Origin of the sequence: Devosia naphthalenivorans, from assembly GCF_003056355.1 — a bacterium.
Taxonomy (GTDB): domain Bacteria; phylum Pseudomonadota; class Alphaproteobacteria; order Rhizobiales; family Devosiaceae; genus Devosia; species Devosia naphthalenivorans.
This window is the reverse complement of the sequence record NZ_PYVW01000004.1, coordinates 1-23,301: the sequence shown is the minus strand read 5'-3', so window position 1 is coordinate 23,301 and position 23,301 is coordinate 1. Positions and strand designations below refer to the sequence as shown.

The window sequence follows — 23,301 nt, the reverse complement described above, 5'->3', positions numbered from 1 at the left end:
GCCATGAACCTGATCCTCGTCGCAGTGCTGGCTATGGTGACCGTGGGGGCGCTGGGCTTTGCCCTGGTGCCCGCCGCCATGGGGGGCGGCAGGGCCGAGCAACGGCGCAAGGCGCTGCAGGGCGACATACGCGTGAACCGCGCCGAGACCGATGCGGCCCGCAATCGCGATCAGCGCCGCAAGGACGTCCAGCGCGTCCTCAAGCAGCAAAACGCTTCGCTCAACGCCAGGAAACGGCTGACCCTGTCGCGCCTGCTGTTCCAGGCCGGCATGACCATGAAGCCGGCGGCTTTCATCCGCAACAGCATCATCTTCGGGGTGGCGCTCACCGTAGTGCTGATGCTGGTGCAAGTGCCGGTATTCCTGGCGCCGGTGTTTGGCGTGGCCGCAGCTTATCTGGGCCCGCGCTGGTGGGTCAGCCGCAAGCGCAAGAAGTATCAGAGCAAGTTCCTCGATGAACTGCCCAATGCCGTCGAAGCTATCGTTCGCGGCGTCAAGACCGGCCTGCCGCTCAACGATTCCATCCGTGTGGTCGCCAAGGACGCCAAGGAACCCGTGAAGTCCGAATTTGGCCGCGTTCTCGATCAGCAGTCCTTCGGCATGTCCATGACCGAGGCCGTCGGCGTCCTGCTCGACCGTGTGCCCCTGCCGGAAGTCAATTTCTTCGTCGTGGTCATCACCGTTCAGCAGCAGGCGGGCGGCAATCTCAGCGAAGCCCTGGGCAACCTCGCCAAGGTGCTGCGCAATCGCAAGAAGATGAAGCAGAAGATCAAGGCCATGTCGTCCGAAGCCAAGGCCTCGGCCGGCATCATCGGCTCGCTACCCTTCGTGGTCGCCATCCTGGTTTCGATCACCTCACCGACCTATTTGCTGCCGCTGGTCTCCAGCACGCTGGGATTTATCTGGCTGGGGGTGGGCGTGGTCATGCTCTCGATGGGCGTGTTCGTGATGAGCCGCATGGTCAAGTTCGAGTATTAGGAGCGCGCCGTGAACATCGTCGCCCTGCTGGGCAGTCGTGAATTCCTGATCTCCGTTCTGGCTGCTATTTCAGCGGCTGCGGTGGTGTTTACCTTCGGCTCCAGCTTCATCGTCAAATCCGAGATGAAGCAGCGGATCAAGCGCGTCGCGCTGGAGCGTGAGAAGATGCGTGCCGAAGAGATGGCGCGCCTGCGTGGCGGCGCCGCCGTGGCCGATGGCCGGGGCATTCGCCGCAATGCCGAAACCAAGACCTACATGAAGACCATCGTCGAGCGGTTCGACCTCAAGAAGGCGTTCCAGGACGATGCTACCGTCGATAAGCTGGCCATGGCCGGCTATCGCGGGCAGGGGCATCTGACCACCTTCCTGTTCATGCGCTTTGCCACGCCGATCGGGTTCTTCCTGGCGCTGGCGGTCTATCTGGTGTTCCTCAACCCCGGCGAGCGCCCGCTCTATCTGAACTTGGTCTACGCCATTGGCGGTGGCATTGTGGGCAGCTATCTGCCCATGATCCTTTTGAAGAACAACACCACCAAGCGCCAGTTCTCCATCAAGCGGGCATGGCCCGATTGCCTCGATCTGCTGCTGCTCTGCGTGGAAGCCGGCATGTCCATGGAGCACGCCTTCAAGCGCGTCGCCAAGGAGATCGGCCAGCAAAGCGCGGAACTGGCCGAAGAACTCACGCTGACCACGGCTGAACTGTCATTCCTCGAAGACCGTGGCCGCGCCTATGAAAATCTGGGCCGCCGCACCGGCCTTGATGGCGTCAAGTCGGTAATGACGGCGCTGATCCAGGCCGATCGCTACGGCACTTCAGTTGGCCAGGCGCTGCGCGTGATGGCCGAGGAAGGCCGCGAGATGCGCATGATGGATGCCGAGAAAAAGGCCGCCTCGCTGCCGCCAAAGCTGACCGTGCCGCTGATCCTGTTCTTCCTGCCGGTGCTGTTCATCGTTATCATCGCGCCGGCCATGCTCAAGATCTTCGGGCCGGGCGGCGTGGCCAATGGCGGCGCGGGCTAGCCTTAACTCTTGGCGATGGCATCCCAGCGGTTCTGCTGCGTCAGCAGCGCCCGCACATAGTTCATGTTGTTCTCCACCTGCTGAGGCGGCAATTCCGCGGCATAGATGGCGCGGGATTCGTCGAACCGGCCCTGCAGGCCGACGATCAGCGCCAGGTTCTGCCTGATCTGGCTGTTGGCCCCGCGCATCTGCACGGCCCGGCGCAAGTGCCGCTCGGCAGCGCCCAGATCATTGGTCATGGCATAGGACAGGCCTAGATTTGCCTCGATGGAGGCTTCCCCCGGCGCGGCGACCAGGGCCTGCTCATAGATGTGGCGCGCTTCCTGGTTGCGGCCGAGCTGGTCCAGCGTTGCGCCTTTCACCAGCAGGGCATTCCAGTCCGGCGCGTCCGGGCGGATGACGCCATCGAGCAGGGTCAGCGATTGCTCGAACCGTCCGTCGGCAGTCAGCGCCTTGGCATAGGCAACCGTGATATCGGGATCACGCGGATAGGTGGCAACGCCCACTTCCAGCGCGGCCACGGCCTGCTGGCTCTGGCCCGCCGCGCGAAGGGCCGCGGCATAATGGATGATGGTGGCCTTGTCCTTAGGATTGGCCTTGTAGCGCTTGGTGAGCTCGGCCAGCGTCTGCTGGCTCTGCGCTGCCGGGCGGCCGGAATAGTCGGGTGGGGGCATGCGGTTGGATGCACAGGCTCCCAGCGCCAACGCCGCCACCCCCGCCACAAGCATGGCACGCATGGTTGTCGAAAAGCGGTTCCGGGGCGTCACGGGCAACTCCTGTGGCATCGCGCCAAGCTGCTCATGCAATAAATCATTAACCCTAACGTGGTGTTAAAAGGGGGCTCTGTCCCGTTGTGAGGACTGTCGGCGCCCGCTAGGTTGCCCGCAAAATCCTGCCCCGGAGCCTGTGCCAATGCCGCAAACATCGTCGCTGCCGATCATCGCCTTCGAAGAGGATGGCCTTGAAGCCGCCGGTCTGTCGGCAACCAACCTGGCTTGGGCCGCTGCCAACAGTTTCACGGGCCAGCTTGGCCGTTTGCTGGCGCTGCCGGGCGGGGCAGGGGAAGTCACCGGCTATCTCTTTGGCATGGGCAAAGCCGAAGCTCGTTCCGCCCTGGTGCTCGGCCTTGCCGGCGCGGCCCTGGCGGAAGGCGACTACCATTTTGAGGGTGCCTATGGCGACCCAGTGCTTGCCGCCGTCGGCTTCCGGCTCGGTGCCTATCGCTTTGACCGCTACCGCAAGGGCAAGCCTGCCCCGCGTCTCGTGGCACCCGCCGATGCCGATGCTGCCGAGATCGACCGGCTGGTCGATGCGGCGGTCCTCGCGCGCGATCTCATCAATACCCCCACCAATGATCTGGGCCCCGATGCCTTCGAGGCGGCCATCCGCGACTTTGCCGACAAAAGCGGCATGCGCCTGCGCGCCATCGTGGGCGATGATCTGCTCGCCGCCAATTTCCCGATGATCCACGCCGTTGGCCGCGCCGCGACGCAACAGCCGCGCCTGCTCGATCTGGTCTGGGGCGACGAGAACGACCCCAAGGTGACCCTGGTCGGCAAGGGCGTCACCTTCGACACCGGCGGGCTCGACATCAAAAGCGCCACGGGCATGTTGCTGATGAAAAAGGACATGGGCGGCGCCGCCAACGTGCTGGGCCTTGCCAGCGCCGTCGTGTCGGCGGGTCTGAAGGTTCGCCTGCGGGTGTTGATCCCCATCGTCGAGAACGCCATTGCCGGCGACAGCTTCCGCCCCGGCGACGTGCTGCCCTCGCGCAAGGGCATCACCGTCGAGATCGGCAATACCGATGCCGAGGGCCGGCTGATCCTGGCCGATGCGCTGGCGCTCGCCGATGAAGAAGCGCCCGACCTGCTGATCGACATGGCAACGCTGACCGGAGCCGCCCGCGTCGCCCTTGGTCCGGAATTACCTGCGCTCTATTCGACCGACGACGATCTGGCGCGCGAGCTGATGGCGCAAGGCCTGCTCGCCGACGACCCGCTCTGGCAGATGCCGCTTTGGTCGCCCTATGACGCGATGATGAAATCCAAGATCGCCGACGTCAACAATGCCGGCAGCGGCGGTTTTGCCGGCTCGATCACCGCAGCGCTGTTCATGCGCCGGTTCGTCGAGAAGGCACGCGTCTGGGTGCATCTGGACATCATGGCCTGGGCACCCGAAGCCCGGCCGGGCCGCCCGGTTGGCGGCACCGACCACGGTATTCGCGCTGTTTATGGGGTGCTCAAGAAGCGCTATGGCGGGTAGGGTACTAAGGAGCGATATTGCCGGCTCTTTCGCCCCTCGCCCCTCAGGGGAGAGGGTTGGGGTGAGGGGTGAAGGCCATCGGCTCAAGCTCTGAGTCTGAACCCCTTATCCGGCCCTGCGGGCCACCTTCTCCCCTCAGGGGAGAAGGGAAAGCACCTCAATACCCGCGGCTGCGATCCACCACATTGATCAGGGGCTTTCCCTCCCGGTGGTCCCCAATGATGCTCGAAAAATACCGCACGCCCGAGGCTTCATTGGAAATCGCGGCCACATGCGGGGTGATGTAGCAATTGGGGACGTCCCATAGCGGGCTGTCCTGGGGCAGGGGTTCCACCTCGAACACGTCGAGGCTCGCTGCTCCCAGCGTGCCGTCTTGCAGCGCCTTGACGATATCGGCCTCGCGCTGGTGCCCGCCGCGTGCCGCATTGACGATTGCCGGGCCGCCCAGCAGTTTGCCACGCCGCAGCTTGCCGAAGGTATCGGTGTTTAGAATACCGGTCGTTTCCGGCGTCAGCGGCAGCAAATTCACCAGGATGTCGGTTCCCGCGAGAAATTCGTCGAACTGTTCGGTTCCAGCAAATCCCTCGACACCCTCGATGATCTTGGGCGTGCGGCTCCAGCTGCGCAACGCGAACCCCAATGGCTTGAGTCGCGCTGCTGCATCCTGGCCCAAAACCCCCATGCCCATGATGCCCACGCTCGTTTCAGAGGCGGCGGGCGGGTAATACTGGTCCCAGCGCCTGGCGTGCTGGTCTGCGCGGAACTTTGTATAGCCGCGATGGTGCATGGTGACATGGGCAACCACATAATCGCTCATGCGCTGGCTCAGATCCTCATCCACGAAGCGCACGATTGGCCGCTCTGGCAGGTTAGGATGCTTGAGCAGGGCATCGACGCCCGCACCGAGCGACAATATCGCCTCAAGTCCGGTCAGACCTTCGAACGCATCCGGCTTGGGCTTCCACACAAAGATGTAACGCACCTCTGCCGGATCGAAATCATCGCCGCGCCGCACGACCGGATAGGGCGCCAGCGCTTCGCTGAAGCGCTTGGCCCAGCCTGCTTCGTCAACATCGGAAAGGTGCAGCAACAACATGAGCGGTAAAGTTCCCCATTGAAAAAGCCGCGCCCCTTGGGAGCGCGGCTTGAATTGGATAAGACGTTGCCAAGACCCTTATGGCGTCGGCGCGGGCGCCGGGGTCGCAGGGGCCGGCGTGCTGGTCGAGGGGGCAGCGGCAGGTGCTGCCGGCGGAGGCGCATCCACCTGGTCCTGCGGCGCGGGCGAGCCGCCCTGACCGCTGGTGGTGGGCGTGCCCTCCACCTGGGTTTCCTGCTGCGTAGTAACCGGCGAATCGGTCACGACTGCCGGCGCTGCTGGCTCTGCGGCGGGTTCTTCGGCTGGTGCTACCACTTCATCAGGGGCTGCAATATCCTCGGCCGGCTCTTCCGATACGGTCTCTGCGGCTCCAGTATCCTCGGCTGGTGCTTCTGGCGCTGCTTCTTCGGCCGCAGGTTCAGCCGCTGGAGCTTCCTCGGCTGCCGGGAATGGCTTTGGATCGGCCGACAGGGTCTGCAGGTAGGCCAGGATGTCGGCGCGCTCTTCAGGCGTGCGCACGCCGGCAAAGTTCATCTTGGTGCCGGGAGCATAATCGCTCGGCTTGGTCAGGAAGGCATTGAGGTTTTCATAGGTCCAGATGTCGCCGGCTGCATTGTGCGCCAGCAGAGCGTCGGAATAGGCAAAACCTGGAACGCTGCCTTCCGGACGCATCACCACGTCAAAAAGATGCGGACCCTGCTTGTCGGGCTCGCCCTCACCGAAGGTGTGGCAGGACTGGCACTTCTTGACCGCATTGGCGCCGCGTTCGGCGCTTGCGCTGGCCAGCAGCACGCCAAGCGGAATTTCCGGCGCCGCATCGGCAGGAGCACCGGCCTCTGCAACTTCGGGCTCCGGCAAGGCATAGCCCGGCCCACGGTTCTCGATGGGGTGGTAGATGGCTTCAGCGACAAAGCCGGCGCCCATGACGAACAACAGCGTGCCAAGCACGGCGCCCATGATCTTGTTTAGCTCAAACGAATCCATTTGGTCTCTCTGCCAGTCCATCCCCTGTGGACATTAGTCGTATCAGCCACGACTTTCGATATCCCAACGGGAAATCGCCTCAACAGCCGGGCCGCTTGCGGGCGGAAGATAGTCGCAACCCCCTGCCTGCGCAACCATCGATAACCGCCTTGCGACAATTCCTCCCCGCCGGTCTCTTCCCGGTTCCAATGCCCCTTGATTGACTCCGTTCCCGCCCGGGTTCAAAAGCCCGGGGCCGACCATCAACGGAACTTGCCGATGACCAAGAAGATCGCTTTTCAGGGCGAGCCGGGCGCCTTCAGCCACGCCGCCGCCAACAATGTCTTTCCCGGAGAAGAGGCGATCGGCTGCGTCACCTTTGAAGAAACCATCAATGCGGTGCAGTCGGGCAGGGCCGACTACGCCGTCGTTCCGGTGGAGAATTCGCTCTATGGCCGCATCACCGATATTCATCACCTGCTGCCCGAAAGCGGCCTGTTCATCATCGGGGAGACCTATCTTCGCGTCGAGATGAACCTGCTCGGCGTGCCGGGCGCAACGCTGGACGACATCAAGGCCGTTCAGTCGCTTTCCGTCGCCCTGGGACAATGCCGCAAGTTCATTTCCGAGCAGGGCTTCCGCACCATCAATGCGGTCGATACCGCCGGTTCCGCCCGCGAGGTCTCTCAAAAGGCCGATAAATCGGTGGCCGCCATCGCGTCCCGCTTTGCCGCCGAAATCTATGGTCTTGAGGTTCTAGCGTCCAATATCGAGGACGCGGCCCACAACACCACCCGCTTTCTGGTGCTCTCGGCAACCCAGCAGGAAGCGCCTCAGGACGCCGGCAAGGTCAAGACCACCTTTGTCTTCCGCGTGCGCAACGTGCCGGCAGCGCTCTACAAGGCCATGGGCGGCTTTGCCACCAATGGCGTCAACATGACCAAGCTCGAAAGCTACATGGTCGGCGGCGCTTTCACCGCCACCCAGTTCTACGCCGATATCGAGGGCCATCCGCAGGATATCGGCGTGCAGCACGCCTTTGAAGAGCTGGGCTTCTTCACCGATCGCTTCCGCATCCTGGGCGTTTATCCCGCCTCCGAGAACAAGTAAGGCGCAAGGAGGGCCCCTCAGCCCTCCAGCAGCCCCGGCGGCAAGCTCCCGATGCGAAGCAGCACCCGGGGCTCGTCATAGGTATCGGTTTCTACGTCGACCTCTTGGGAAAACGCGATCACGCCGGCGCGGCTCGGCGCCATGCGCTCGGCTGTTTGCACCGCCTTTTCATGCGTCTTGACCTGCTGCACCGGCTCGGCCACCAGCTTTTTCCCGCTCAACTTGAAAGCCTGCACGAGATACATCGTCGCCATTGGCACCCGCTCCTGATTGGAAGCGCTGCCCTAGCACCTCTCATGAGGATTCCCTAGCAGGTTGCGGCTTAGGTGGAGCGCAATCGCTGTTGGCGACCCCAACCAATTGACACCGCGCCTCTCCCCGCTATGGTCCGCGCACTCCTCTTGTTCACGGAACTGTTTGCCATGTCCCACGCCGATCTCGCCAAGACCATCGATGACGCCTTTGAGGCTCGTGCCGAGATCCGCTTCGATACCAAGGGGGAAGTGCGCGACGCCGTGGAACAGGCGCTGGCCCTGCTCGACAAGGGCGAGGCGCGGGTGGCCGAAAAGATCGATGGCCATTGGCAGGTCAACCAGTGGCTGAAGAAGGCCGTGCTGCTGAACTTCCGTCTCAACGACAATCGCCTGATCGAAGGCGCACCGGGCGGCTCTTCCTATTGGGACAAGGTCCCCACCAAGTTCGAAGGCTGGGGCGAAAACCGCTTCCGCGAAGCCGGCTTCCGTGCCGTTCCGGGCGCCGTGGTGCGCAGCCCCGCCTTTATCGGCCGCAACGTCGTGCTTATGCCCAGCTTCGTCAATGTCGGCGCCTATGTCGATGAAGGCACCATGGTCGACACCTGGGTCACCGTCGGCTCTTGCGCCCAGATCGGCAAGAACGTCCACATTTCGGGCGGCGTCGGCATCGGCGGCGTCCTTGAGCCGCTCCAGGCCGGTCCCGTCATCATCGAAGATAATTGCTTTATCGGCGCACGCTCCGAAGTGGTTGAAGGCGTCGTCGTGGGCGAGGGCTCCGTCATCTCCATGGGCGTATTCATCGGCGCCTCCACCAAGATCGTCGACCGCAACACCGGCGAAATCCACATCGGCAAGGTGCCGCCCTATTCAGTCGTCGTGTCAGGGTCGCTCCCCGGCAAGCCGCTGCCCAACGGCAATCCCGGGCCCAATCTCTATTGCGCGGTGATCGTCAAGACCGTCGACGCCCAGACCCGCTCCAAGACCGGCATCAACGACTTGCTGCGCGACTGACACATGAGCGTTGACGCCCTCGACCTGCTGAAGCGCCTGATCGCCTGCCCCTCGGTCACCCCCGAGGAGGCCGGCGTGCTCGACCTGCTCGAAGCCGAATTAACGAAAATCGGCTTCACCGTCACGCGGCTGCGCTTCGAGGGCGATGGCTCCTATCCCGTCGGCAATCTCTTCGCCATTCGCGGCAGCGGCGGCCGGCGCCTGCTCTTTGCCGGCCATACCGACGTCGTGCCGCCGGGCGATCTGGCCAACTGGACTGCCGACCCGTTCGTGGCCCGCGAGGCCGGCGGCAAGCTCTATGGCCGGGGCGCTGCCGACATGAAATCGGGCATCGCCGCTTTCGTTGCCGCCGCCTCTGCGGTCCCCGCCGACAGCGGCACGGTCATGCTCGCCATCACCAATGACGAAGAGGCCGACTCGATCAATGGCACCGACAAGCTGATGACCTGGGCGCAGGCCCAGCAGCAGCATTTCGATTTCGCCATTGTCGGGGAGCCAAGCGCGACGGCTCGCGTCGGCGACAGTATCAAGATCGGCCGGCGTGGCTCATTCTCCGGGCTGATCACCGTTACGGGTACTCAGGGCCACGTGGCCTATCCCGACAAGGCCAACAACCCCCTGCCGGTTCTGGCCCGCATCGTTACGGCGCTTGAAACGCCGATCGACGCCGGCACCGAGCACTTCCCCGCATCGAACCTGGAAGTCACCTCGATCGACGTCGGCAATGCTACCGGCAACGTCATCCCTGCGGCGGGCACCATCCGCTTCAACATCCGCTACAACGATTTGTGGACCCCCGATACTCTGGCCGCCTGGGTCCGCGAGCGTATTGCCAGCGTCGATCCCAAGGGCGCCGAGATCGCCTTCACGGTCTCGGGCGTTCCGTCGCGCTCGTTCCTGTCACCACTCAGCGATGACGTGGAAACACTGTCTGCCACCATCGAAACACTGACAGGCCACCGCCCCCAATTCTCCACCGGCGGCGGCACATCCGATGCCCGCTTCATTGCGGAATACGGACCAGTGGTCGAGTGTGGCCTTGTCGGTCCGTCCATGCACAAGGCCGACGAGCACATCGCCATCGCCGATCTGGCGAACCTCACCGAAATCTACCGCAGCTTCATGCTTCGTTTCTTTGGCGGTGTCGCGTGAAGCTCTGGAGCGCCATCACGCGAGCTTTTGCCGGCTGGGTGCTGATCCTGCGCGGACAGCCGGGCTGGCGCGATTATTTCACGCTCTCGGCGCCCGGGTTCGTCACCGCGCTGCTGGTATTCGTCCTCGCGGCCTTTATCGCCGTGATCTTTGCCTCCATGAGCATCGGCCTGCCCAGCCTTCCCGGAGTGTTGGCAGCAATGTTCGTTCTGGCATTGCCGGTCATAACCTTTGTGCTGACCCTTCTGGGCACCCGCATGATGCTCAAGAGCCAGGAGCCCATGCTGGAACTGCTGGTCCCCGGCACATACGCGCTGACTGCGTTCCTGCTGGTTGAAGGCGCCCTGGCCATGATCGGCGGGCCCATTGTCATGCTGGCGTGGCTGGGAATCGCATTCATGCTGTTCTGCCTTGCCCGCGCCGCAACCAGCTGGAATGTGGGTGTGGCATTCTGCTTTGCCGTTTTCAGCGTTGTTCTGCTTGTCGCCTTGCGTCTGGCGCTCTACATCGTTTCAAGTTCCGCCGGCATCACCATCTAACCTTCGAGACTATCCCTTGGCCAAGACGACCGCGACTTTCTTCGAAGAGCTGATGGCTGCCGTGCAGGGGTGCCTTGCCCTCGTCACCGGCAAGCGCGACGCGCCCTCGTTCTTCGATTTCTCCCAGCGCGGCCTGATCGGCAGCCTGATTGCCGTCATCCTGGGCATTGCGCTGGCTGGGTTCGGACCCGTGCTGGTCGGCGTGCCCCTGCCCAGTGGCGCCGCGACCCAGTCGATCATCGTCAACGCCGTGCTGTTTGTTGCCCAGGCCGGCACAGCCTTCATCGCCCTGCGCCAGATGGGCCGGCAAGACGGCTTCCTGCCCTACCTGGTTGCCTCCAACTGGGTCACCCTGGTCTCGGCCGTCCTGCTTCTGCTCTCGACCCTGCTCGGGCCGCTGGGGCTGATCATTCTCGTCGCCGTGGTGATCGTGGCCATCGCCACCTTCATCAATATCGGCCGCCTGATCGTGACGCTGACCCCGCTCCAGATCGGCATCCTGTTTGTCTCGCAGGCCGTCGGCGTCTTCGTGGCCCTGGCCATTGTTGCCGTCATCATCGGCCCGCCGGCCACCGGCGTCTAATAATCGACGTGGGTGAAATACAGCCCCGATGACGGCGCCATCGCGCCACATTGGCTGCGGTCCCGGGCGTCGAGCACGGCGCGCAGCTTTTGCGGCTGCCACTTGCCTTCGCCAACCAGCTTGAGCGAGCCGACCATCGAGCGAACCTGATGATGCAGGAAGCTCCTTGCACTCGCCGTCACCAGAATATGTTCATTCTCTCGCCGAACCGAGAACACGTCCAGCGTGCGCAAGGGCGATTTCGCCTGGCACTCGGCGGAGCGAAACGTGGTGAAGTCATGCAGGCCCAGGATCGACCCGGCAGCCTCGTTCATCGCCTCGGCATCGAGTTCCATCGGCACATGCCAGACATGGTTGCGCTCGATCACCGGCGGCGCCCGCCGATTGAGAATGCGGTATTCGTAATGCCGTGCCTTGGCCGAAAACCGCGCCTGGAACGCATCATCCACCGCCTCGGCCGCAATCACTGCCACCGGGGCAGGGCGCAGATGGTAGTTCAGCGCTTCGCGCACCCGGAACGGGTCCCATGCCTTGGCAAGGTCGAAATGGGCCACCTGTCCCAGCGCATGCACCCCGGCATCGGTGCGGCCCGCCGCCTGCGTCGTGACAGTCTCTCCGGAAAATCCGAGAATCGCTTCTTCCAGCGCCTGCTGCACCGATGGCCGCTCACTCTGCCGCTGCCACCCGGAAAAGGGTGTTCCGTCATATTCAAGCGTTAGCTTGTATCGAGGCATCTAGCTAACGGACTGCGGCAGCACACCGGCGCCGCGCAGAAACGTCGCCGCATCCATTGCGCTCTTGCCCTCGCGCTGCACCTGCGTCAGCCGCACGGCGCCCGTGCCACAGGCAATAGTCAGGTCTGCCAGCAACGTGCCCGGCTCACCCGTTCCGTCGGCGAGGGTCGAGCGCAGCGCCTTCACTCGCACTGGCTTGCCAGCCAGTTCGATCTCGAACCAGGCCCCAGGAAATGGCGACAGGCCGCGAATGTGGTTGTGCACGTCCTCGGCTGGGCGCGACCAGTCGATCCGGGCCTCGGCCTTCTCGATCTTCCTGGCATAGACGGTGCCGTCTTCGACCTGGGGCTTGAAGTCCAGACTTCCCCGGTCCAGCGCCGCCAGCGCCCGGCCCATCAGGTCAGCGCCGACGCGCATCATCACATCGTGCAATTCGCCCGCCGTCATGTCCGGCCCGATCGGGATAACTTCGCCCACGGCGACCGGCCCTGTATCGAGGCCTTCTTCCATGCGCATCACCATGACGCCGGTCTGCTTGTCGCCGGCCATCACCGCCCGCTGGATCGGGGCCGCCCCGCGCCAGCGCGGCAACAGCGATCCATGCAGGTTCAGGCATCCCAACTCAGGCGCATCGAGCACGGGCTTGGGCAACAGCAAGCCATAGGCCACCACCACTGCAAGCTCGGCATTGTGGCTGGCGAAGATGATCTGCTCGGCTTCGCCTTTGAGCGAGCGCGGCGTAAACACCGGAATGCCAAAGCCTTCGGCTGCCAGATGCACCGGCGATTTGCGCTCTTCCTGCCCGCGCCCGGCCGGCTTTGGCGCGCGCGTATAAACCGCCACCACCTCATGGCCCGACGACACGATCTCGGTCAGCGTCGGCACCGAAAACGCCGGCGTGCCCATGAAAATGATACGCATCGGCAAACTCCTGGGCACGACCTCGCCCTTCGACAGGCTCGGGATGAGGTCTATGAATTGTTCGGTGGATTACCAGTAAAGCTCATGGAGCCTGTCGAACCACGAGATCGCAGCACTAGCCGGCCGCGCGCTTGGCAGCCTTGTCGAACTTCTTGATCACCCGGTCGCGCTTCAGGCGGCTGAGATAGTCGATATAGAGCACGCCATCGAGGTGGTCGATTTCATGCTGGATGCACACAGCAAGCTTGCCCTCGGCTTCCTTGGTCACCTGCTTGCCGTCGAGATCGGTATAGGTCACCGTCACCTCGTTTGGCCGCTCGACCTCGTAGTAGAGCTCGGGGATGGACAGGCACCCTTCCTCGGTCACCTGCATCTGCTCGCCGAAATGGGTAATCTCGGGGTTGATCAGCACCATCGGGTCCGGCGTTTCCCCTTCGGGCGCTAGATCCATCACCACGATGCGCTTCATCACCCCAAGCTGGGTCGCGGCGAGACCAATGCCGGGCGCATCATACATGGTGTCCAGCATGTCCTTGGCCAGCGTCTTGATCTCGTCATCGACCTCGATGATCGGATCGGCAACGGCGCGCAGGCGCGCATCGGGAATAACAAGGATTGGGCGTACAGCCATGGCTTGGGGTCCGGCGGAAAAGGGATTTGCCTCTCGATATGGTATTTCCGCGCGCTGGGTCAACTCCGCTGGTGGAACTTGGACCCATTGCACCCGTTTCGCGGAGCGAGAGGAGAGCAATATGGCCAGTTCCTACGAAGGCGGCTGCCGTTGCGGCGCTGTCCGCTACCAACTGGGCGGCGAACCCTATAAGTCCGGCGTCTGCCACTGCACCGAGTGCCGCCGCGAAACCGGCTCGGCCTTCCTCTACTATGCAGATTGGAGCACCGATAGCTTCACCGTCTCGGGCGACTACAAGACCTATGACGGGCGCAGCTTCTGTCCGGTCTGCGGCGGCACGCTGTTTCACCTCAGCGACGATCACGTGGAAATTGCTCTCGGCTCGCTCGATGAAGCCCCTGTTGCGCTCGTTCCATTGCGCGAAGGCTGGATCAAGCGGCGCGAGCCATGGCTGGTGGCCGTTGTGGGCGCCGGGCAGTTCCGCGAAGACACCGATTTGTAGAACATTTCGCGAACACTCGAATCGCGCTAAGCTGGCGCGATGGATACTGCACTTTTCACGCTGGGCACTTTTCCGGTCACCTATTCGGTGGCTCTGATTGCTGCTGTAGTGGTCGCTCTCGCGATCATGTTCACCTTGCTGGTCAGTGCCATGCGCGCGAGCACAAGGCGCGTAGAAGTCTTGGCAGAACAAGCCGCCGAGCAGCTCAAAAGCAGTTTTCTGGCGCAGATCGCCGAGCGTGACGTCCGCATCAACGAGCTTGATCACCAGGTCATGCTGGAGCGCGAGCGGGGTGCTGATCTGCTGGACGCCGAGCGCGACAAATCCGGACAGCTGCTCGTCGAAGTATCGGCGCTGCGGGCGCGCATGGCGGAACAGGCCAAGCAATCGGAAGCCAATCTGCAGCGGTTCCTCGAAGCGCGCCAGCAGATGAGCGATGAGTTCAAATCCATCGCCGGCGATGTCCTGAAGAGCCACAGCGAAACCTTCTCACGGCAAAACCGCGAGCAGGTCGATACGTTGCTCAAGCCGCTCAACGAAAAGATCGGTGAATTCCAGGGTGAATTGCTCCGGGATCGCGCCACAATGGCTGAGCAGATTCGCGCATTGGCGGCCAGCAATTTGCAGATCACCGCCGAAACCAACAATCTCACTCGTGCCCTCAAGGGCAATTCACAGGCACAGGGCGCCTGGGGCGAGATGATCCTCTCCACCATTCTCGAGCGCTCGGGTCTGCGTGAGGGCGAGCAGTTCATCACGCAGAAGAGTCACACCACCGAAGACGGTTCGCGCGTGCGCACGGACGTTGAGGTCCTGATGCCCAACGATGACCGGTTGGTTATCGACTCCAAAGTCTCGCTCACCGCATTCGAGGCCTATACCTCTTGCGAGGACGACACGCGCGAGCAGCACCTCGCCGCCCATCTGGCCTCGGTGCGTGGCCACGTCCGCACCCTCAGCGAGAAGAGCTATCAGCGGCACAGCGGCAGCAAGTTCGATTATGTCATGATGTTCGTGCCCATCGAATCCGCATTGGCAACGGCGATCCAGGCCGATTCGGCGCTGGTGGAATTCGCCATGGGTCGGGGCGTCATGCTGACCACGCCCACTACCTTGATGACCGTGCTGCGCACCGTGCGCAATGTCTGGGATATCGAAAAGCGCCACCAGAATGCCGAGGAAATCGCCGCGCGTGCCGGCGCGCTTTACGACAAGGTGGTCGGCTTCCTTGGAAGCATGGACAAGACGGGCGGCCATCTCGACAAGGCGCAACAGAGCTTCAACGAAGCGCGCGGCCAATTGGCGACGGGCAAGGGCAGCGTCGTGCGACAGGTGGAAATGCTGCGCGAACTCGGCGCCAAGTCCACCAAGCAACTCCCCTCGGGCTGGGACAATGGCGCGGACGAACCACCCGTCCTTCGTCTCGTGGGCGAGGAGCCGGGCGATCTTTCCTGATGCACTAGTCGCGCCCGATCACGATTGTCCCCCTGGGCGAACTCGTCTGCCTCCGCTGCGTTAGCCCGCTCAGCAACAATCATCGGAGACGACAATGGCCCAGCATCAAAATCAGCACGGCTCCATCGTGCCACAGGATACGAGTTACGATGCGGTCGATCAGCCAGGTCTGGCCCGCCCCTATACGCAGGACGAAGTAGACGATCTGCTTTTCGGCACCGACCGCTCGGCCAGTGAACGCCTGGCCCGACTGCGGGAAATCCGCGATGAGATGGCCATGCGGGAAAGCGGCGACTGGGGCGACCAGGACCCCGCCGCCATGATGGACGAGCTGGATCGCGCCATTGATGAGCTCAGCGCCACCATCGCCAATTCAAGCGATATGGGCGAGGACTACATGCTGCGCGAACCCACGCTGGACATGGACAATTCCGACCGGCTCGACACCCTGGCCCCCGACGACGTGGACGCCATCAGCGCCATTGCCGGCGAGGACGTCGACGAAGCCGAAGATGAAGAGGCCGATGAAGACGACCTCGAACCGCTCGATAAGGCGGAATGGGACGACGGCGACGATTTCGATCCGGAAAAGGGCGTTCACTAACCCCTAGATCTGGGGAGTGTTCATTTCCGGCACTAACCGGCGTCGCAGCTATCACCGGGTCATTCCCGCGAAAGCGGGAACGTCCGTTTCAAAACAGGGGTTTCCGCTGTCGGGAATGACACCGTGGATGGAGCTGGCAGGAGACGCGAAGCGTTAAATTTGGGTGCGGGCGCGTAAAGCCTGGCTGAGCGTGCCCTCATCCAGATAGTCGAGTTCTCCGCCGACCGGAACGCCATGCGCCAGCCGCGTAACCTTGGGAGCGGCATCGCCTAGCCGGTCCGTGATATAATGGGCAGTGGTCTGCCCCTCGACCGTGGCATTGACGGCCAGCACGATTTCACTGAATTCGTGCACCCGGCCCAACAGCGCATCCACCGAAATATCGTCCGGCCCGACGCCATCAAGCGGCGACAGCACGCCGCCCAGCACATGGTATTTGACGGCGCCAACCCCGGCCCGCTCCAGCGCCCAAAGGTCCGCCACATCCTCCACCACGATCAGCATGCCGCTCTCGTTGCGGCGCGGATCGGCGCAGATGGAGCAGGGGCTCATGGTATCGATATTGCCGCAGACTTCGCAGGTCCGCACCGCCGCAACGGCGCGGTCAAGCGCCGCCGACAGCGGGATCATCAGCTGTTCCTTTTTCTTGACCAGCTGCAATACCGCCCGCCGGGCCGAACGGGGCCCAAGCCCCGGCAGCCGCGCCAGCAGCTGGATCAGCTGTTCAATTTCAGGACCACCAGATGCCATGGATAATTAGAACGGGAACTTCATGCCTGGAGGGATCGGCAAGCCCGCCGTCATTTCGCTCATGCGGCGCTGCATCTCGGCTTCGCTCTTGGCCTTGGCATCGCCATGGGCGGCAATGATCAAATCCTCGAGCACGTCGACATCGTCTTCCCTGAACAGGCTCGGATCGATCTTGACGCCCTTGAGGTCACCCTTGCCCGAAAGCGAAACGGTGACCATGCCGCCGCCGGAGCGGCCTTCCACCACGAGTTCGGCAAGCTCGGCCTGCATGGCCTCCATCTTGCCTTTCATCTCGCTGGCGGCCTTCATCATTCCCATGATGTCTTTCATTCGTCATCCTCTTCAACAGGGGGCGGGGGCACTTCGCTGGTTGCGGCGGTGGCGTCGTCGCGCACCGTCACGTTCACAACCTTGGCGCCGGGAAATGTTTCCAGAATGGCTTTGACGAGCGGGTCTTCATGCGCTGCAGCATGATCCGCTTCCTTGCGCTTTTCCTGCTCCTGGCGCAGCGTCAGCCCTTCCGGCGGCTTGCTTGACACATTGACCAGCCAGCGTTCGCCGGTCCAGGCCTGCAATCGCGCCGAAAGCGTCGCGATAATGCCGGGGTCAGTGCCCTCCTGCAGTGCCACCTCGATCCGGCCCTGCTCGAACGAAACCGGCCGCATCTGCCCTTCCAGCGCCAGCCGCACCAGAACGTCCCGCTTGGCAGTCGCCAGCGCAATCAGTTCCTTGTAGCTCGAAACGGTCGCCATGGCCGGCGCGGCCTGGGCAACTGCCGGTTGCTGGGCAATCGCTTCGGTCGCGATCGGCTGCGGCAATTCCTTGCGCATCGCCGAAGAGCCACTGGGCACGCCACGCGGCGCAGAATTCATCGGCTGCAGCGCAGGGCCGGGAGCGGGCTGGTTGGCGAGTTTTGCGATCAGGTCATCGGGGCTGGGGAGATCGGCCGCATAAGCCAGCCGGATCAATGCCATCTCGGCGGCCTGCAGGGCATTGTTGGCCCGCGCCACCTCTTCATGCCCCTTGAACAGGATTTGCCATGCCCGCGTCAGCGCCCGCATCGGCAGCTTGCCGGCAAGCTCCGCACCGCGCATACGTTCGTCTGGCGTGAGGGAAACGTCATCGGCTGCCGCCGGCACGACCTTGATGCGCGTCACCAGATGCGTGAAATCGGCGAGATCGGCCATCAGCGTCTGCGGATCGGCGCCCATGTCGTAGAGCGCCCGCATCGTCTCGATGGCGTCGCCAATCCGGCCGCCCATCAGCTCTTCGAACAGATCGATGATGCGGGCCCGATCACCCAGACCGAGCATTGCCTTGACCGTTGCGGCGGTCACGGTGCCGTTGCCATGCGCAATGGCCTGGTCGAGCAGGCTCAGATTGTCGCGCGCCGATCCCTCGCCAGCCCGCACGATCATGGCAAGCGCCTCGGGCTCGAAGCTGATGCCCTCCTGGCCCAGGATCGATTCGAGATAGGCCGACATGATCTCGGGCGTGATCCGGCGCAGGTCGAACCGCATGCAACGGCTCAGGATCGTCACCGGAACCTTGCGGATTTCCGTCGTCGCGAAGATGAACTTCACATAGGGCGGCGGTTCTTCCAGCGTCTTCAGCAGCCCGTTGAAGGCCGCCGTCGAGAGCATGTGCACCTCGTCGATCACATAGACCTTGTAGGGCGCAGACGCCGGCGCGTACTTCACCGAGTCGATGATTTCGCGGATGTCGTTGATGCCGGTATTGGAGGCGGCGTCCATCTCGATGACGTCGACATGGCGACCTTCGATGATGGCGCGGCAATGCTCGCCTTCGACGCTCAGATCGAGCGTGGGGTGCGGGCCGGAGGCATCCTCGTAGTTGAACGCGCGCGCCAGGATGCGGGCTGTCGTGGTCTTGCCCACCCCGCGCACGCCGGTCAGGATAAAGGCGTGGTGGATACGGTTCTGCGCAAAGGCATTGCCCAGCGTCTGCACCATCGCGTCCTGACCCACGAGCGTCGTGAAGTCGCGCGGCCGGTACTTGCGGGCAAGAACGAGATAGGGGGATGTCGGAGCGTCAGCCATCCAGCCCTTCCATTCGCTGCGTCTCAGGGAGTGTGCCCAATGCCATGAAGCATCATAAGCTGAAGTAGGAGGCTGGCAACGACCCGTGAAGGTCTCGTTGGGGCTGCTTCCTTCCGGACCTGACCCGGTTGGCGAGGAACACGTCCGCGCCAACCTCCCAAGGCGTTATATGCGAACAAAATGCGACCTTGGCAAGGCCTCAACTGCCCTGTTGATAAGGTCAGTGTAGGTTGGCGTGCCCGTCGCCCTTGCCTGCATCTCCCATGCTGGCTATGCCCTGTTACAATATTCGAAAAATAAGGCGTCCCTAGCGGCGCCTGTCCAGGAGAAGTCATCCATGGCCAAGCGCCGACAGACGCCCTTGCGCACTTCCGAGCAGGACGTCGCAGCCACCAAACGCGCGCCCTCGACCCCGCAGACCGAGTCGCCCGCGTTCCGGCTGGCCTTTGCTGACGACGATTTCCTCACTGCCGAAGAAAATCGCGGCATCCGTTTTCAGCTCGAATACCAGAAGCCCGAATTCCATATGCGCGAGGCGGGAATCAATTCCACCGTCGTGCTGTTCGGTGGTGCGCGCATTCCCGAACCCGGCAAGCCGGCCTGGGCGGCCATGAACGACACCCAGAAGGCCAATCTCGAAGCGGCTTCGCGCTATTACGACGAAGCGCGCCGCTTTGCGCAACTGGCTTCGGAAACCTCGCGCGCCCTCGACTTCAAGGAGTTCGTCGTCGTCACCGGCGGTGGTCCGGGCGTCATGGAGGCCGGCAACCGCGGCGCCGCCGACGTTGGTGCGCCCTCGATCGGGCTCAACATCGTCCTGCCGCACGAGCAGGCGCCCAACGCCTATGTCACACCCGAATTCAGCTTCAACTTCCACTATTTCGCGACGCGCAAGATTCACTTCCTGATGCGCGCCAAGGCTGTTGCGGTTTTCCCGGGCGGCTTCGGCACGCTCGACGAGTTCTTCGAAACGCTCACCCTGGTGCAGACCGGACGCATGTCCAAAATTCCGCTTCTGCTGTTCGGGGCCGAATTCTGGGGCAAGGTCATCAACTTCGAGGCACTGGCAGAGGCCGGAACCATTGCGCCCACCGATCCCCAATTGTTCAATATCGTAGATTCGGCCGAGGAAGGCTGGGACGTCGTTCGCCGATTCTATGATTTGTCCATGACAGGCGATGTGGTGAACCCCGTCTGATCCTCGCATGCCTGTCCTGCCGAGTGCGCCTTTGTATTCCTGCTCGAGCGGTGCCACATAACGCCTCGCGCACCGGCGCACAAATAGGAGCTTGCAGCCTTGGAAACCTTCGATCTTCTGGTTATCGGCAGCGGACCGGCCGGCCGCCGCGCCGCAGTGCAAGGCGCCAAGCTCGGCAAGTCGGTGATGGTCATCGAAAACCGGCTGCGCCTGGGCGGCGTCTCGGTTCATACTGGCACCATCCCTTCCAAGACGCTGCGCGAAACCGTGCTGAACCTTTCCGGTTGGCGCGAGCGCGGCTTTTACGGCCTTGCCTACAGGGTCAAGAAGGACATCGAAGGCAAGGACCTCGGCGCGCGTCTGCGCATGACGCTGAACCACGAAATCGAAGTGCTCGAACACCAGTTCGCCCGCAATGGCGTCCGCACCTTTGGTGGCATGGCGCGATTTCTGGACACCAACCGGGTCTGCGTTACCGCCCCCGATGGCGATGAAACCATTTTCGGATTCAGCCATGCCGTCATCGCCGTCGGCACTGCGCCCCATCGCCCCTCGCACATACCTTTCAACGATCACTCCGTGGTCGACAGCGATAGCCTCGTCACGGAGCCACGCGTGCCGCGCAGTCTTACGGTGGTTGGGGCCGGCGTCATCGGCATCGAATATGCTACCATTTTCTCGGCGCTCGACGTGCCCGTCACCATTATCGAACCCAAGGAAACCATCCTGGATTTCATCGACCGTGAAATCGTCGAGGAATTCACCCACGAACTGCGCCAGCGCGGCATGACCATCCGCTTCGGCGCCAAGGTCGAAAAGGTCGAACTGGACGATCAGGGCTGGGCCGTGTCGACCCTGGCCGACGGCCGCCGCATCCGCACCGACATGCTGCTTTACGCCGCTGGCAGATCGGGCGCTACGGCAGGCCTGGGGCTGGAAAGCTGCGGCATCGTTCCCAATGACCGCGGCCGGCTCAAGGTCGATCCGGTCACCTTCCAGACCAATGTGCGCAACATCTATGCGGCGGGCGATGTGATCGGCTTCCCCTCGCTTGCCTCGACCTCGATGGAGCAGGGCCGCATCGCCGCGCTCCACGCCTGCGGTGCACCCATGCCGCCTGCGCCCGAATTCTTCCCCTATGGCATCTATGCCGTGCCCGAGATCTCCACCGTCGGCCTCACCGAACAGGAAGTGCGCGCCCAGGGCATCCCATACGAAAACGGCATCGCCCGTTTCCGGGAAACCTCTCGCGGCCACATCATGGGCCTGGAGTCGGGCATGATGAAGATGATCTTCTCGCTCGAAACCCGCAAATTGCTGGGCGTGCACATCGTGGGCGAAGGAGCAACCGAGCTCATCCATATCGGCCAGGCCGTACTGAACCTTGGCGGCACGCTCGACTATTTCGTCGAGAACGCGTTCAATTATCCAACGCTGGCCGAAGCCTACAAGATCGCGGCGCTGGACGCCTGGAACCGCATGCCGCACACTACGCCCATCGCCCAGATCGAATAGCCTAGCCAACCCCGCTGGCACCCCAAGCGGGCGCTCCATAAACTGCCCATCGATTTCGGGGACCGCCCATGTCTGAACATTTCGACGCCATCATCATCGGTGCCGGGCAATCCGGCCCGTTTCTCGCAGCGCGCCTTGCCGAAAAGAACAAGAAGGTCGCGCTGATCGAGCGCGAGCATCTGGGCGGCACCTGCGTCAACGATGGCTGCACGCCCACCAAAACGCTGGTGGCCAGCGCCCGTGCAGCATGGACAGCCCGGCACGCGGCCGACTATGGCGTCAAGCTCGCCGGCCCCGTCAGCGTCGACATGAAGGCCGTGAAAGCCCGCAAGGATAAGGTTGTGGGCGCGTCAGTCCAGAGCCTGACGGACTGGATCGATGGCCTAAAGACGCTTGAGTTCATCAAGGGGCAGGGCGCCTTCCATTCCCCGACCGAGATCCGGGTGGGCAAGCGTACCCTCACGGCGCCGCAGATCTTCATCAACACCGGGGCCAGTCCCATTATTCCGCCTTGGCCCGGCCTCAACGATGTCCCCTACCTGACCAATAGCTCGATGATGGATCTCGATGTCCTTCCGGGTCATCTGATCATCGTGGGCGCCAGCTATATCGCGCTGGAATTTGCACAGATGTACGCCCGCTTCGGCTCCAAGGTCACCGTGATCGCGCACGGATCACGTCCCGCCAGCCGGGAAGACGAGGATATTTCCGATGCAATCCGCTCGATCCTGGAAGGTGAGGGCGTAACGTTCCTGTTCGACACAAAAGTCGAAGCGGTCGCTAGGGCCGGTACTGGCGTCCTGCTGTCCCTCAAATCCGGCGAGCGCCGTGCGTCGGTCGAAGGCAGCCACCTTCTGCTGGCGGTTGGTCGCACGCCCAACACCGCCGATCTCAACCTCCGGGCCGCCGGTCTTCAAGTTGATGACAGGGGCTACATCCCCGTCGACGATCACCTGCGCACCAAGGTGGATGGCGTCTGGGTCATGGGTGATGTCAACGGACGCGGCGCCTTCACCCACACCTCGTACAATGATTTCGAGATCGTCGCCGACAATGTGATCGATGGCGGCAAGCGCTCGATCGCCGGCCGCGTGCCGGTCTACGGCCTGTTCATCGATCCGCCCCTGGGACGCATCGGCATGAGCGAAACGGAAGTGCGCAAATCCGGCCGCAAGGCGATGATGGCCACCATGCCCATGAGCAAGGTGGCCCGCGCCCGCGAACGCGGCGAAACCCAGGGCCTGATGAAAGTCCTCGTCGATGCCGACACCAGGCGTATTCTGGGCGCCGCAATCCTGGGCATTGGCGGCGACGAGGTGGTCCACTCCCTGCTGCAACTGATGGCAGCAGGCACGCCCTATACGACCATGATGGAAACAGTCCACATCCATCCGACGGTGACGGAACTGCTCCCAACCTTGTTCGCGGGCCTCAAGCCCCTCGATTAAGCTGAGACCGGCTCTACTACGCCAGAGCGCTACGCTGCCGTTATTGGCCTGATGCGAGGCCCCCAAGACCTCATGGTGAGCCTGTCGAACCACGAGGTCGAGCGAGTGGAGGGGCTGCTGCCACGACCTCACGGTTCGACGAACTCACCGCGAGGTCTACTGGGTTGATGGACGCAAACAACCACAGTGTGGATGCAACAACCACAACGTCATTCCCGCGAAAGCGGGAACCTCTGTTTCCCTCGCAACCATCGCCAACGGAGGTTCCCGCTTTCGCGGGAATGACCCGGTGGAAAAGCACATAAAGCAAACACTACCGCTGGCCGAGGTCGAGCGAGTGGAGGCTCTGGTGCCACGACCTCACGGTTCGACGAACTCACCGCGAGGTCTACTGGGTTGATGGACGCAAACAACCACTGTGGATGCAATACCACCGGGTCATTCCCGCGAAAGCGGGAACCCCTGTTTTGAACGCAACCATCTCCAACGGGGGGCCCCGCTTTCGCGGGAATGAC

At 62.9% G+C, this 23,301-nt stretch carries 24 protein-coding genes and 1 other RNA gene; 14 read left to right on the top strand and 11 right to left on the bottom strand.

Annotated elements, in window-relative coordinates; genetic code table 11:
* Nucleotides 1-3: 3 nt before the first annotated feature.
* Nucleotides 4-978, top strand: a complete 975-nt coding sequence (locus tag C8264_RS07415) for a type II secretion system F family protein (protein WP_108460349.1) — start codon at nucleotides 4-6, stop codon at nucleotides 976-978.
* A gap of 9 nt (nucleotides 979-987) precedes the next feature.
* Entirely contained in the window at nucleotides 988-1,998 is a 1,011-nt protein-coding gene (locus C8264_RS07410; RefSeq protein ID WP_108460348.1) for a type II secretion system F family protein, read from the top strand.
* A 2-nt stretch (nucleotides 1,999-2,000) separates the two neighbouring features.
* Here C8264_RS07410 and C8264_RS07405 read toward each other — a convergent pair whose 3' ends face one another.
* Entirely contained in the window at nucleotides 2,001-2,765 is a 765-nt protein-coding gene (locus C8264_RS07405; protein WP_162783504.1) for a tetratricopeptide repeat protein, read from the bottom strand.
* Nucleotides 2,766-2,910: 145 nt separating this feature from the next.
* Between C8264_RS07405 and C8264_RS07400 the strand changes: the two genes are divergently transcribed.
* On the top strand, nucleotides 2,911-4,260 hold the full coding sequence (locus C8264_RS07400) for a leucyl aminopeptidase family protein (protein WP_108460346.1): 1,350 nt from the start codon (nucleotides 2,911-2,913) through the stop codon (nucleotides 4,258-4,260).
* A 157-nt stretch (nucleotides 4,261-4,417) separates the two neighbouring features.
* Here the strand turns inward: C8264_RS07400 and C8264_RS07395 are convergent, their stop codons facing one another.
* Both C8264_RS07395 and C8264_RS22355 read right to left on the bottom strand, forming a co-directional pair.
* A complete protein-coding gene (locus C8264_RS07395; protein ID WP_108460345.1) occupies nucleotides 4,418-5,356 on the bottom strand; it encodes a 2-hydroxyacid dehydrogenase in 939 nt (312 codons plus the stop codon).
* Between the two features lie 78 nt (nucleotides 5,357-5,434).
* Complete coding sequence (locus tag C8264_RS22355; protein ID WP_205245639.1) at nucleotides 5,435-6,340, bottom strand: c-type cytochrome; 906 nt, start codon at nucleotides 6,338-6,340, stop codon at nucleotides 5,435-5,437.
* 258 nt (nucleotides 6,341-6,598) lie between these two features.
* Here C8264_RS22355 and C8264_RS07385 point away from each other — a divergent pair, with 258 nt between their 5' ends.
* On the top strand, nucleotides 6,599-7,429 hold the full coding sequence (locus tag C8264_RS07385; protein ID WP_108460344.1) for a prephenate dehydratase: 831 nt from the start codon (nucleotides 6,599-6,601) through the stop codon (nucleotides 7,427-7,429).
* A gap of 17 nt (nucleotides 7,430-7,446) precedes the next feature.
* Here the strand turns inward: C8264_RS07385 and C8264_RS07380 are convergent, their stop codons facing one another.
* Nucleotides 7,447-7,683 (bottom strand): hypothetical protein, encoded by a 237-nt coding sequence (locus tag C8264_RS07380; protein WP_205245638.1) that lies wholly within the window; start codon nucleotides 7,681-7,683, stop codon nucleotides 7,447-7,449.
* A 168-nt stretch (nucleotides 7,684-7,851) separates the two neighbouring features.
* Between C8264_RS07380 and dapD the strand changes: the two genes are divergently transcribed.
* From dapD to C8264_RS07360, 4 genes are read left to right on the top strand one after another with little or no spacing between them, the layout of a single operon-like run.
* On the top strand, nucleotides 7,852-8,694 hold the full coding sequence (gene dapD, locus C8264_RS07375; RefSeq protein ID WP_108460603.1) for a 2,3,4,5-tetrahydropyridine-2,6-dicarboxylate N-succinyltransferase: 843 nt from the start codon (nucleotides 7,852-7,854) through the stop codon (nucleotides 8,692-8,694).
* A 3-nt stretch (nucleotides 8,695-8,697) separates the two neighbouring features.
* A complete protein-coding gene (dapE, locus tag C8264_RS07370) occupies nucleotides 8,698-9,846 on the top strand; it encodes a succinyl-diaminopimelate desuccinylase (RefSeq protein WP_108460342.1) in 1,149 nt (382 codons plus the stop codon).
* The gene (locus C8264_RS07365) at nucleotides 9,843-10,385 is read left to right on the top strand and encodes a hypothetical protein (RefSeq protein ID WP_108460341.1); all 543 of its coding nucleotides are present in this window, start codon (nucleotides 9,843-9,845) and stop codon (nucleotides 10,383-10,385) included. Before dapE ends, C8264_RS07365 begins: the two co-directional genes overlap by 4 nt.
* Before the next feature lie 16 nt (nucleotides 10,386-10,401).
* Nucleotides 10,402-10,968, top strand: a complete 567-nt coding sequence (locus C8264_RS07360; RefSeq protein ID WP_108460340.1) for a hypothetical protein — start codon at nucleotides 10,402-10,404, stop codon at nucleotides 10,966-10,968.
* On the opposite strand, the gene truA is transcribed toward C8264_RS07360, so the two are convergent.
* The 3 genes from truA to def all read right to left on the bottom strand — a co-directional run bounded on the left by truA (nucleotide 10,965) and on the right by def (nucleotide 13,254).
* Nucleotides 10,965-11,702 carry a tRNA pseudouridine(38-40) synthase TruA gene (gene truA, locus C8264_RS07355; RefSeq protein ID WP_108460339.1) on the bottom strand — a complete coding sequence of 246 codons (738 nt, stop codon included), beginning with the start codon at nucleotides 11,700-11,702 and terminating at the stop codon, nucleotides 10,965-10,967. The genes C8264_RS07360 and truA overlap by 4 nt on opposite strands.
* A complete protein-coding gene (gene fmt, locus C8264_RS07350) occupies nucleotides 11,703-12,623 on the bottom strand; it encodes a methionyl-tRNA formyltransferase (RefSeq protein WP_108460338.1) in 921 nt (306 codons plus the stop codon).
* A gap of 115 nt (nucleotides 12,624-12,738) precedes the next feature.
* A complete protein-coding gene (def, locus tag C8264_RS07345) occupies nucleotides 12,739-13,254 on the bottom strand; it encodes a peptide deformylase (RefSeq protein ID WP_108460337.1) in 516 nt (171 codons plus the stop codon).
* Between the two features lie 121 nt (nucleotides 13,255-13,375).
* Here def and C8264_RS07340 point away from each other — a divergent pair, with 121 nt between their 5' ends.
* The 3 genes from C8264_RS07340 (at nucleotide 13,376) to C8264_RS07330 (ending at nucleotide 15,815) form a co-directional block, all read left to right on the top strand.
* Complete coding sequence (locus C8264_RS07340; RefSeq protein ID WP_108460336.1) at nucleotides 13,376-13,756, top strand: GFA family protein; 381 nt, start codon at nucleotides 13,376-13,378, stop codon at nucleotides 13,754-13,756.
* Nucleotides 13,757-13,795: 39 nt separating this feature from the next.
* A complete protein-coding gene (locus C8264_RS07335; RefSeq protein ID WP_108460335.1) occupies nucleotides 13,796-15,211 on the top strand; it encodes a DNA recombination protein RmuC in 1,416 nt (471 codons plus the stop codon).
* Nucleotides 15,212-15,305: 94 nt separating this feature from the next.
* Nucleotides 15,306-15,815: a hypothetical protein gene (locus C8264_RS07330; protein ID WP_108460334.1), complete on the top strand. Its 510-nt coding sequence runs from the start codon at nucleotides 15,306-15,308 to the stop codon at nucleotides 15,813-15,815.
* Nucleotides 15,816-15,968: 153 nt separating this feature from the next.
* Here C8264_RS07330 and recR read toward each other — a convergent pair whose 3' ends face one another.
* From recR to ffs, 4 genes are all read right to left on the bottom strand, one after another.
* The gene (gene recR / locus C8264_RS07325; RefSeq protein WP_108460333.1) at nucleotides 15,969-16,565 is read right to left on the bottom strand and encodes a recombination mediator RecR; all 597 of its coding nucleotides are present in this window, start codon (nucleotides 16,563-16,565) and stop codon (nucleotides 15,969-15,971) included.
* A 6-nt stretch (nucleotides 16,566-16,571) separates the two neighbouring features.
* On the bottom strand, nucleotides 16,572-16,895 hold the full coding sequence (locus C8264_RS07320; RefSeq protein ID WP_108460332.1) for a YbaB/EbfC family nucleoid-associated protein: 324 nt from the start codon (nucleotides 16,893-16,895) through the stop codon (nucleotides 16,572-16,574).
* Nucleotides 16,892-18,625, bottom strand: a complete 1,734-nt coding sequence (locus C8264_RS07315; protein ID WP_108460331.1) for a DNA polymerase III subunit gamma/tau — start codon at nucleotides 18,623-18,625, stop codon at nucleotides 16,892-16,894. Before C8264_RS07315 ends, C8264_RS07320 begins: the two co-directional genes overlap by 4 nt.
* 62 nt (nucleotides 18,626-18,687) lie before the next feature.
* Nucleotides 18,688-18,785, bottom strand: an RNA gene (gene ffs / locus C8264_RS07310) — signal recognition particle sRNA small type.
* 177 nt (nucleotides 18,786-18,962) lie between these two features.
* Between ffs and C8264_RS07305 the strand changes: the two genes are divergently transcribed.
* From C8264_RS07305 to C8264_RS07295, 3 genes are all read left to right on the top strand, one after another.
* Nucleotides 18,963-19,823 (top strand): LOG family protein, encoded by an 861-nt coding sequence (locus C8264_RS07305; RefSeq protein WP_108460330.1) that lies wholly within the window; start codon nucleotides 18,963-18,965, stop codon nucleotides 19,821-19,823.
* Between the two features lie 99 nt (nucleotides 19,824-19,922).
* Complete coding sequence (gene sthA / locus C8264_RS07300) at nucleotides 19,923-21,338, top strand: Si-specific NAD(P)(+) transhydrogenase (protein WP_108460329.1); 1,416 nt, start codon at nucleotides 19,923-19,925, stop codon at nucleotides 21,336-21,338.
* A 68-nt stretch (nucleotides 21,339-21,406) separates the two neighbouring features.
* Nucleotides 21,407-22,786 carry an FAD-containing oxidoreductase gene (locus C8264_RS07295; RefSeq protein WP_108460328.1) on the top strand — a complete coding sequence of 460 codons (1,380 nt, stop codon included), beginning with the start codon at nucleotides 21,407-21,409 and terminating at the stop codon, nucleotides 22,784-22,786.
* Nucleotides 22,787-23,301 lie beyond the last annotated feature (515 nt).

Bases quoted from the DNA above. Each gene is read 5' to 3' on its own strand.
- C8264_RS07415 (WP_108460349.1), top strand. From the start codon at position 4: ATGAACCTGATCCTCGTCGCAGTGCTGGCTATGGTGACCGTGGGGGCG.
- C8264_RS07400 (WP_108460346.1), top strand. From the start codon at position 2,911: ATGCCGCAAACATCGTCGCTGCCGATCATCGCCTTCGAAGAGGATGGC.
- C8264_RS07395 (WP_108460345.1), bottom strand. From the start codon at position 5,356: ATGTTGTTGCTGCACCTTTCCGATGTTGACGAAGCAGGCTGGGCCAAG.
- C8264_RS22355 (WP_205245639.1), bottom strand. From the start codon at position 6,340: ATGGATTCGTTTGAGCTAAACAAGATCATGGGCGCCGTGCTTGGCACG.
- C8264_RS07385 (WP_108460344.1), top strand. From the start codon at position 6,599: ATGACCAAGAAGATCGCTTTTCAGGGCGAGCCGGGCGCCTTCAGCCAC.
- C8264_RS07380 (WP_205245638.1), bottom strand. From the start codon at position 7,683: ATGGCGACGATGTATCTCGTGCAGGCTTTCAAGTTGAGCGGGAAAAAG.
- dapD (WP_108460603.1), top strand. From the start codon at position 7,852: ATGTCCCACGCCGATCTCGCCAAGACCATCGATGACGCCTTTGAGGCT.
- dapE (WP_108460342.1), top strand. From the start codon at position 8,698: ATGAGCGTTGACGCCCTCGACCTGCTGAAGCGCCTGATCGCCTGCCCC.
- truA (WP_108460339.1), bottom strand. From the start codon at position 11,702: ATGCCTCGATACAAGCTAACGCTTGAATATGACGGAACACCCTTTTCC.
- fmt (WP_108460338.1), bottom strand. From the start codon at position 12,623: ATGCGTATCATTTTCATGGGCACGCCGGCGTTTTCGGTGCCGACGCTG.
- def (WP_108460337.1), bottom strand. From the start codon at position 13,254: ATGGCTGTACGCCCAATCCTTGTTATTCCCGATGCGCGCCTGCGCGCC.
- C8264_RS07340 (WP_108460336.1), top strand. From the start codon at position 13,376: ATGGCCAGTTCCTACGAAGGCGGCTGCCGTTGCGGCGCTGTCCGCTAC.
- C8264_RS07335 (WP_108460335.1), top strand. From the start codon at position 13,796: ATGGATACTGCACTTTTCACGCTGGGCACTTTTCCGGTCACCTATTCG.
- C8264_RS07330 (WP_108460334.1), top strand. From the start codon at position 15,306: ATGGCCCAGCATCAAAATCAGCACGGCTCCATCGTGCCACAGGATACG.
- recR (WP_108460333.1), bottom strand. From the start codon at position 16,565: ATGGCATCTGGTGGTCCTGAAATTGAACAGCTGATCCAGCTGCTGGCG.
- C8264_RS07320 (WP_108460332.1), bottom strand. From the start codon at position 16,895: ATGAAAGACATCATGGGAATGATGAAGGCCGCCAGCGAGATGAAAGGC.
- C8264_RS07315 (WP_108460331.1), bottom strand. From the start codon at position 18,625: ATGGCTGACGCTCCGACATCCCCCTATCTCGTTCTTGCCCGCAAGTAC.
- C8264_RS07305 (WP_108460330.1), top strand. From the start codon at position 18,963: ATGGCCAAGCGCCGACAGACGCCCTTGCGCACTTCCGAGCAGGACGTC.
- C8264_RS07295 (WP_108460328.1), top strand. From the start codon at position 21,407: ATGTCTGAACATTTCGACGCCATCATCATCGGTGCCGGGCAATCCGGC.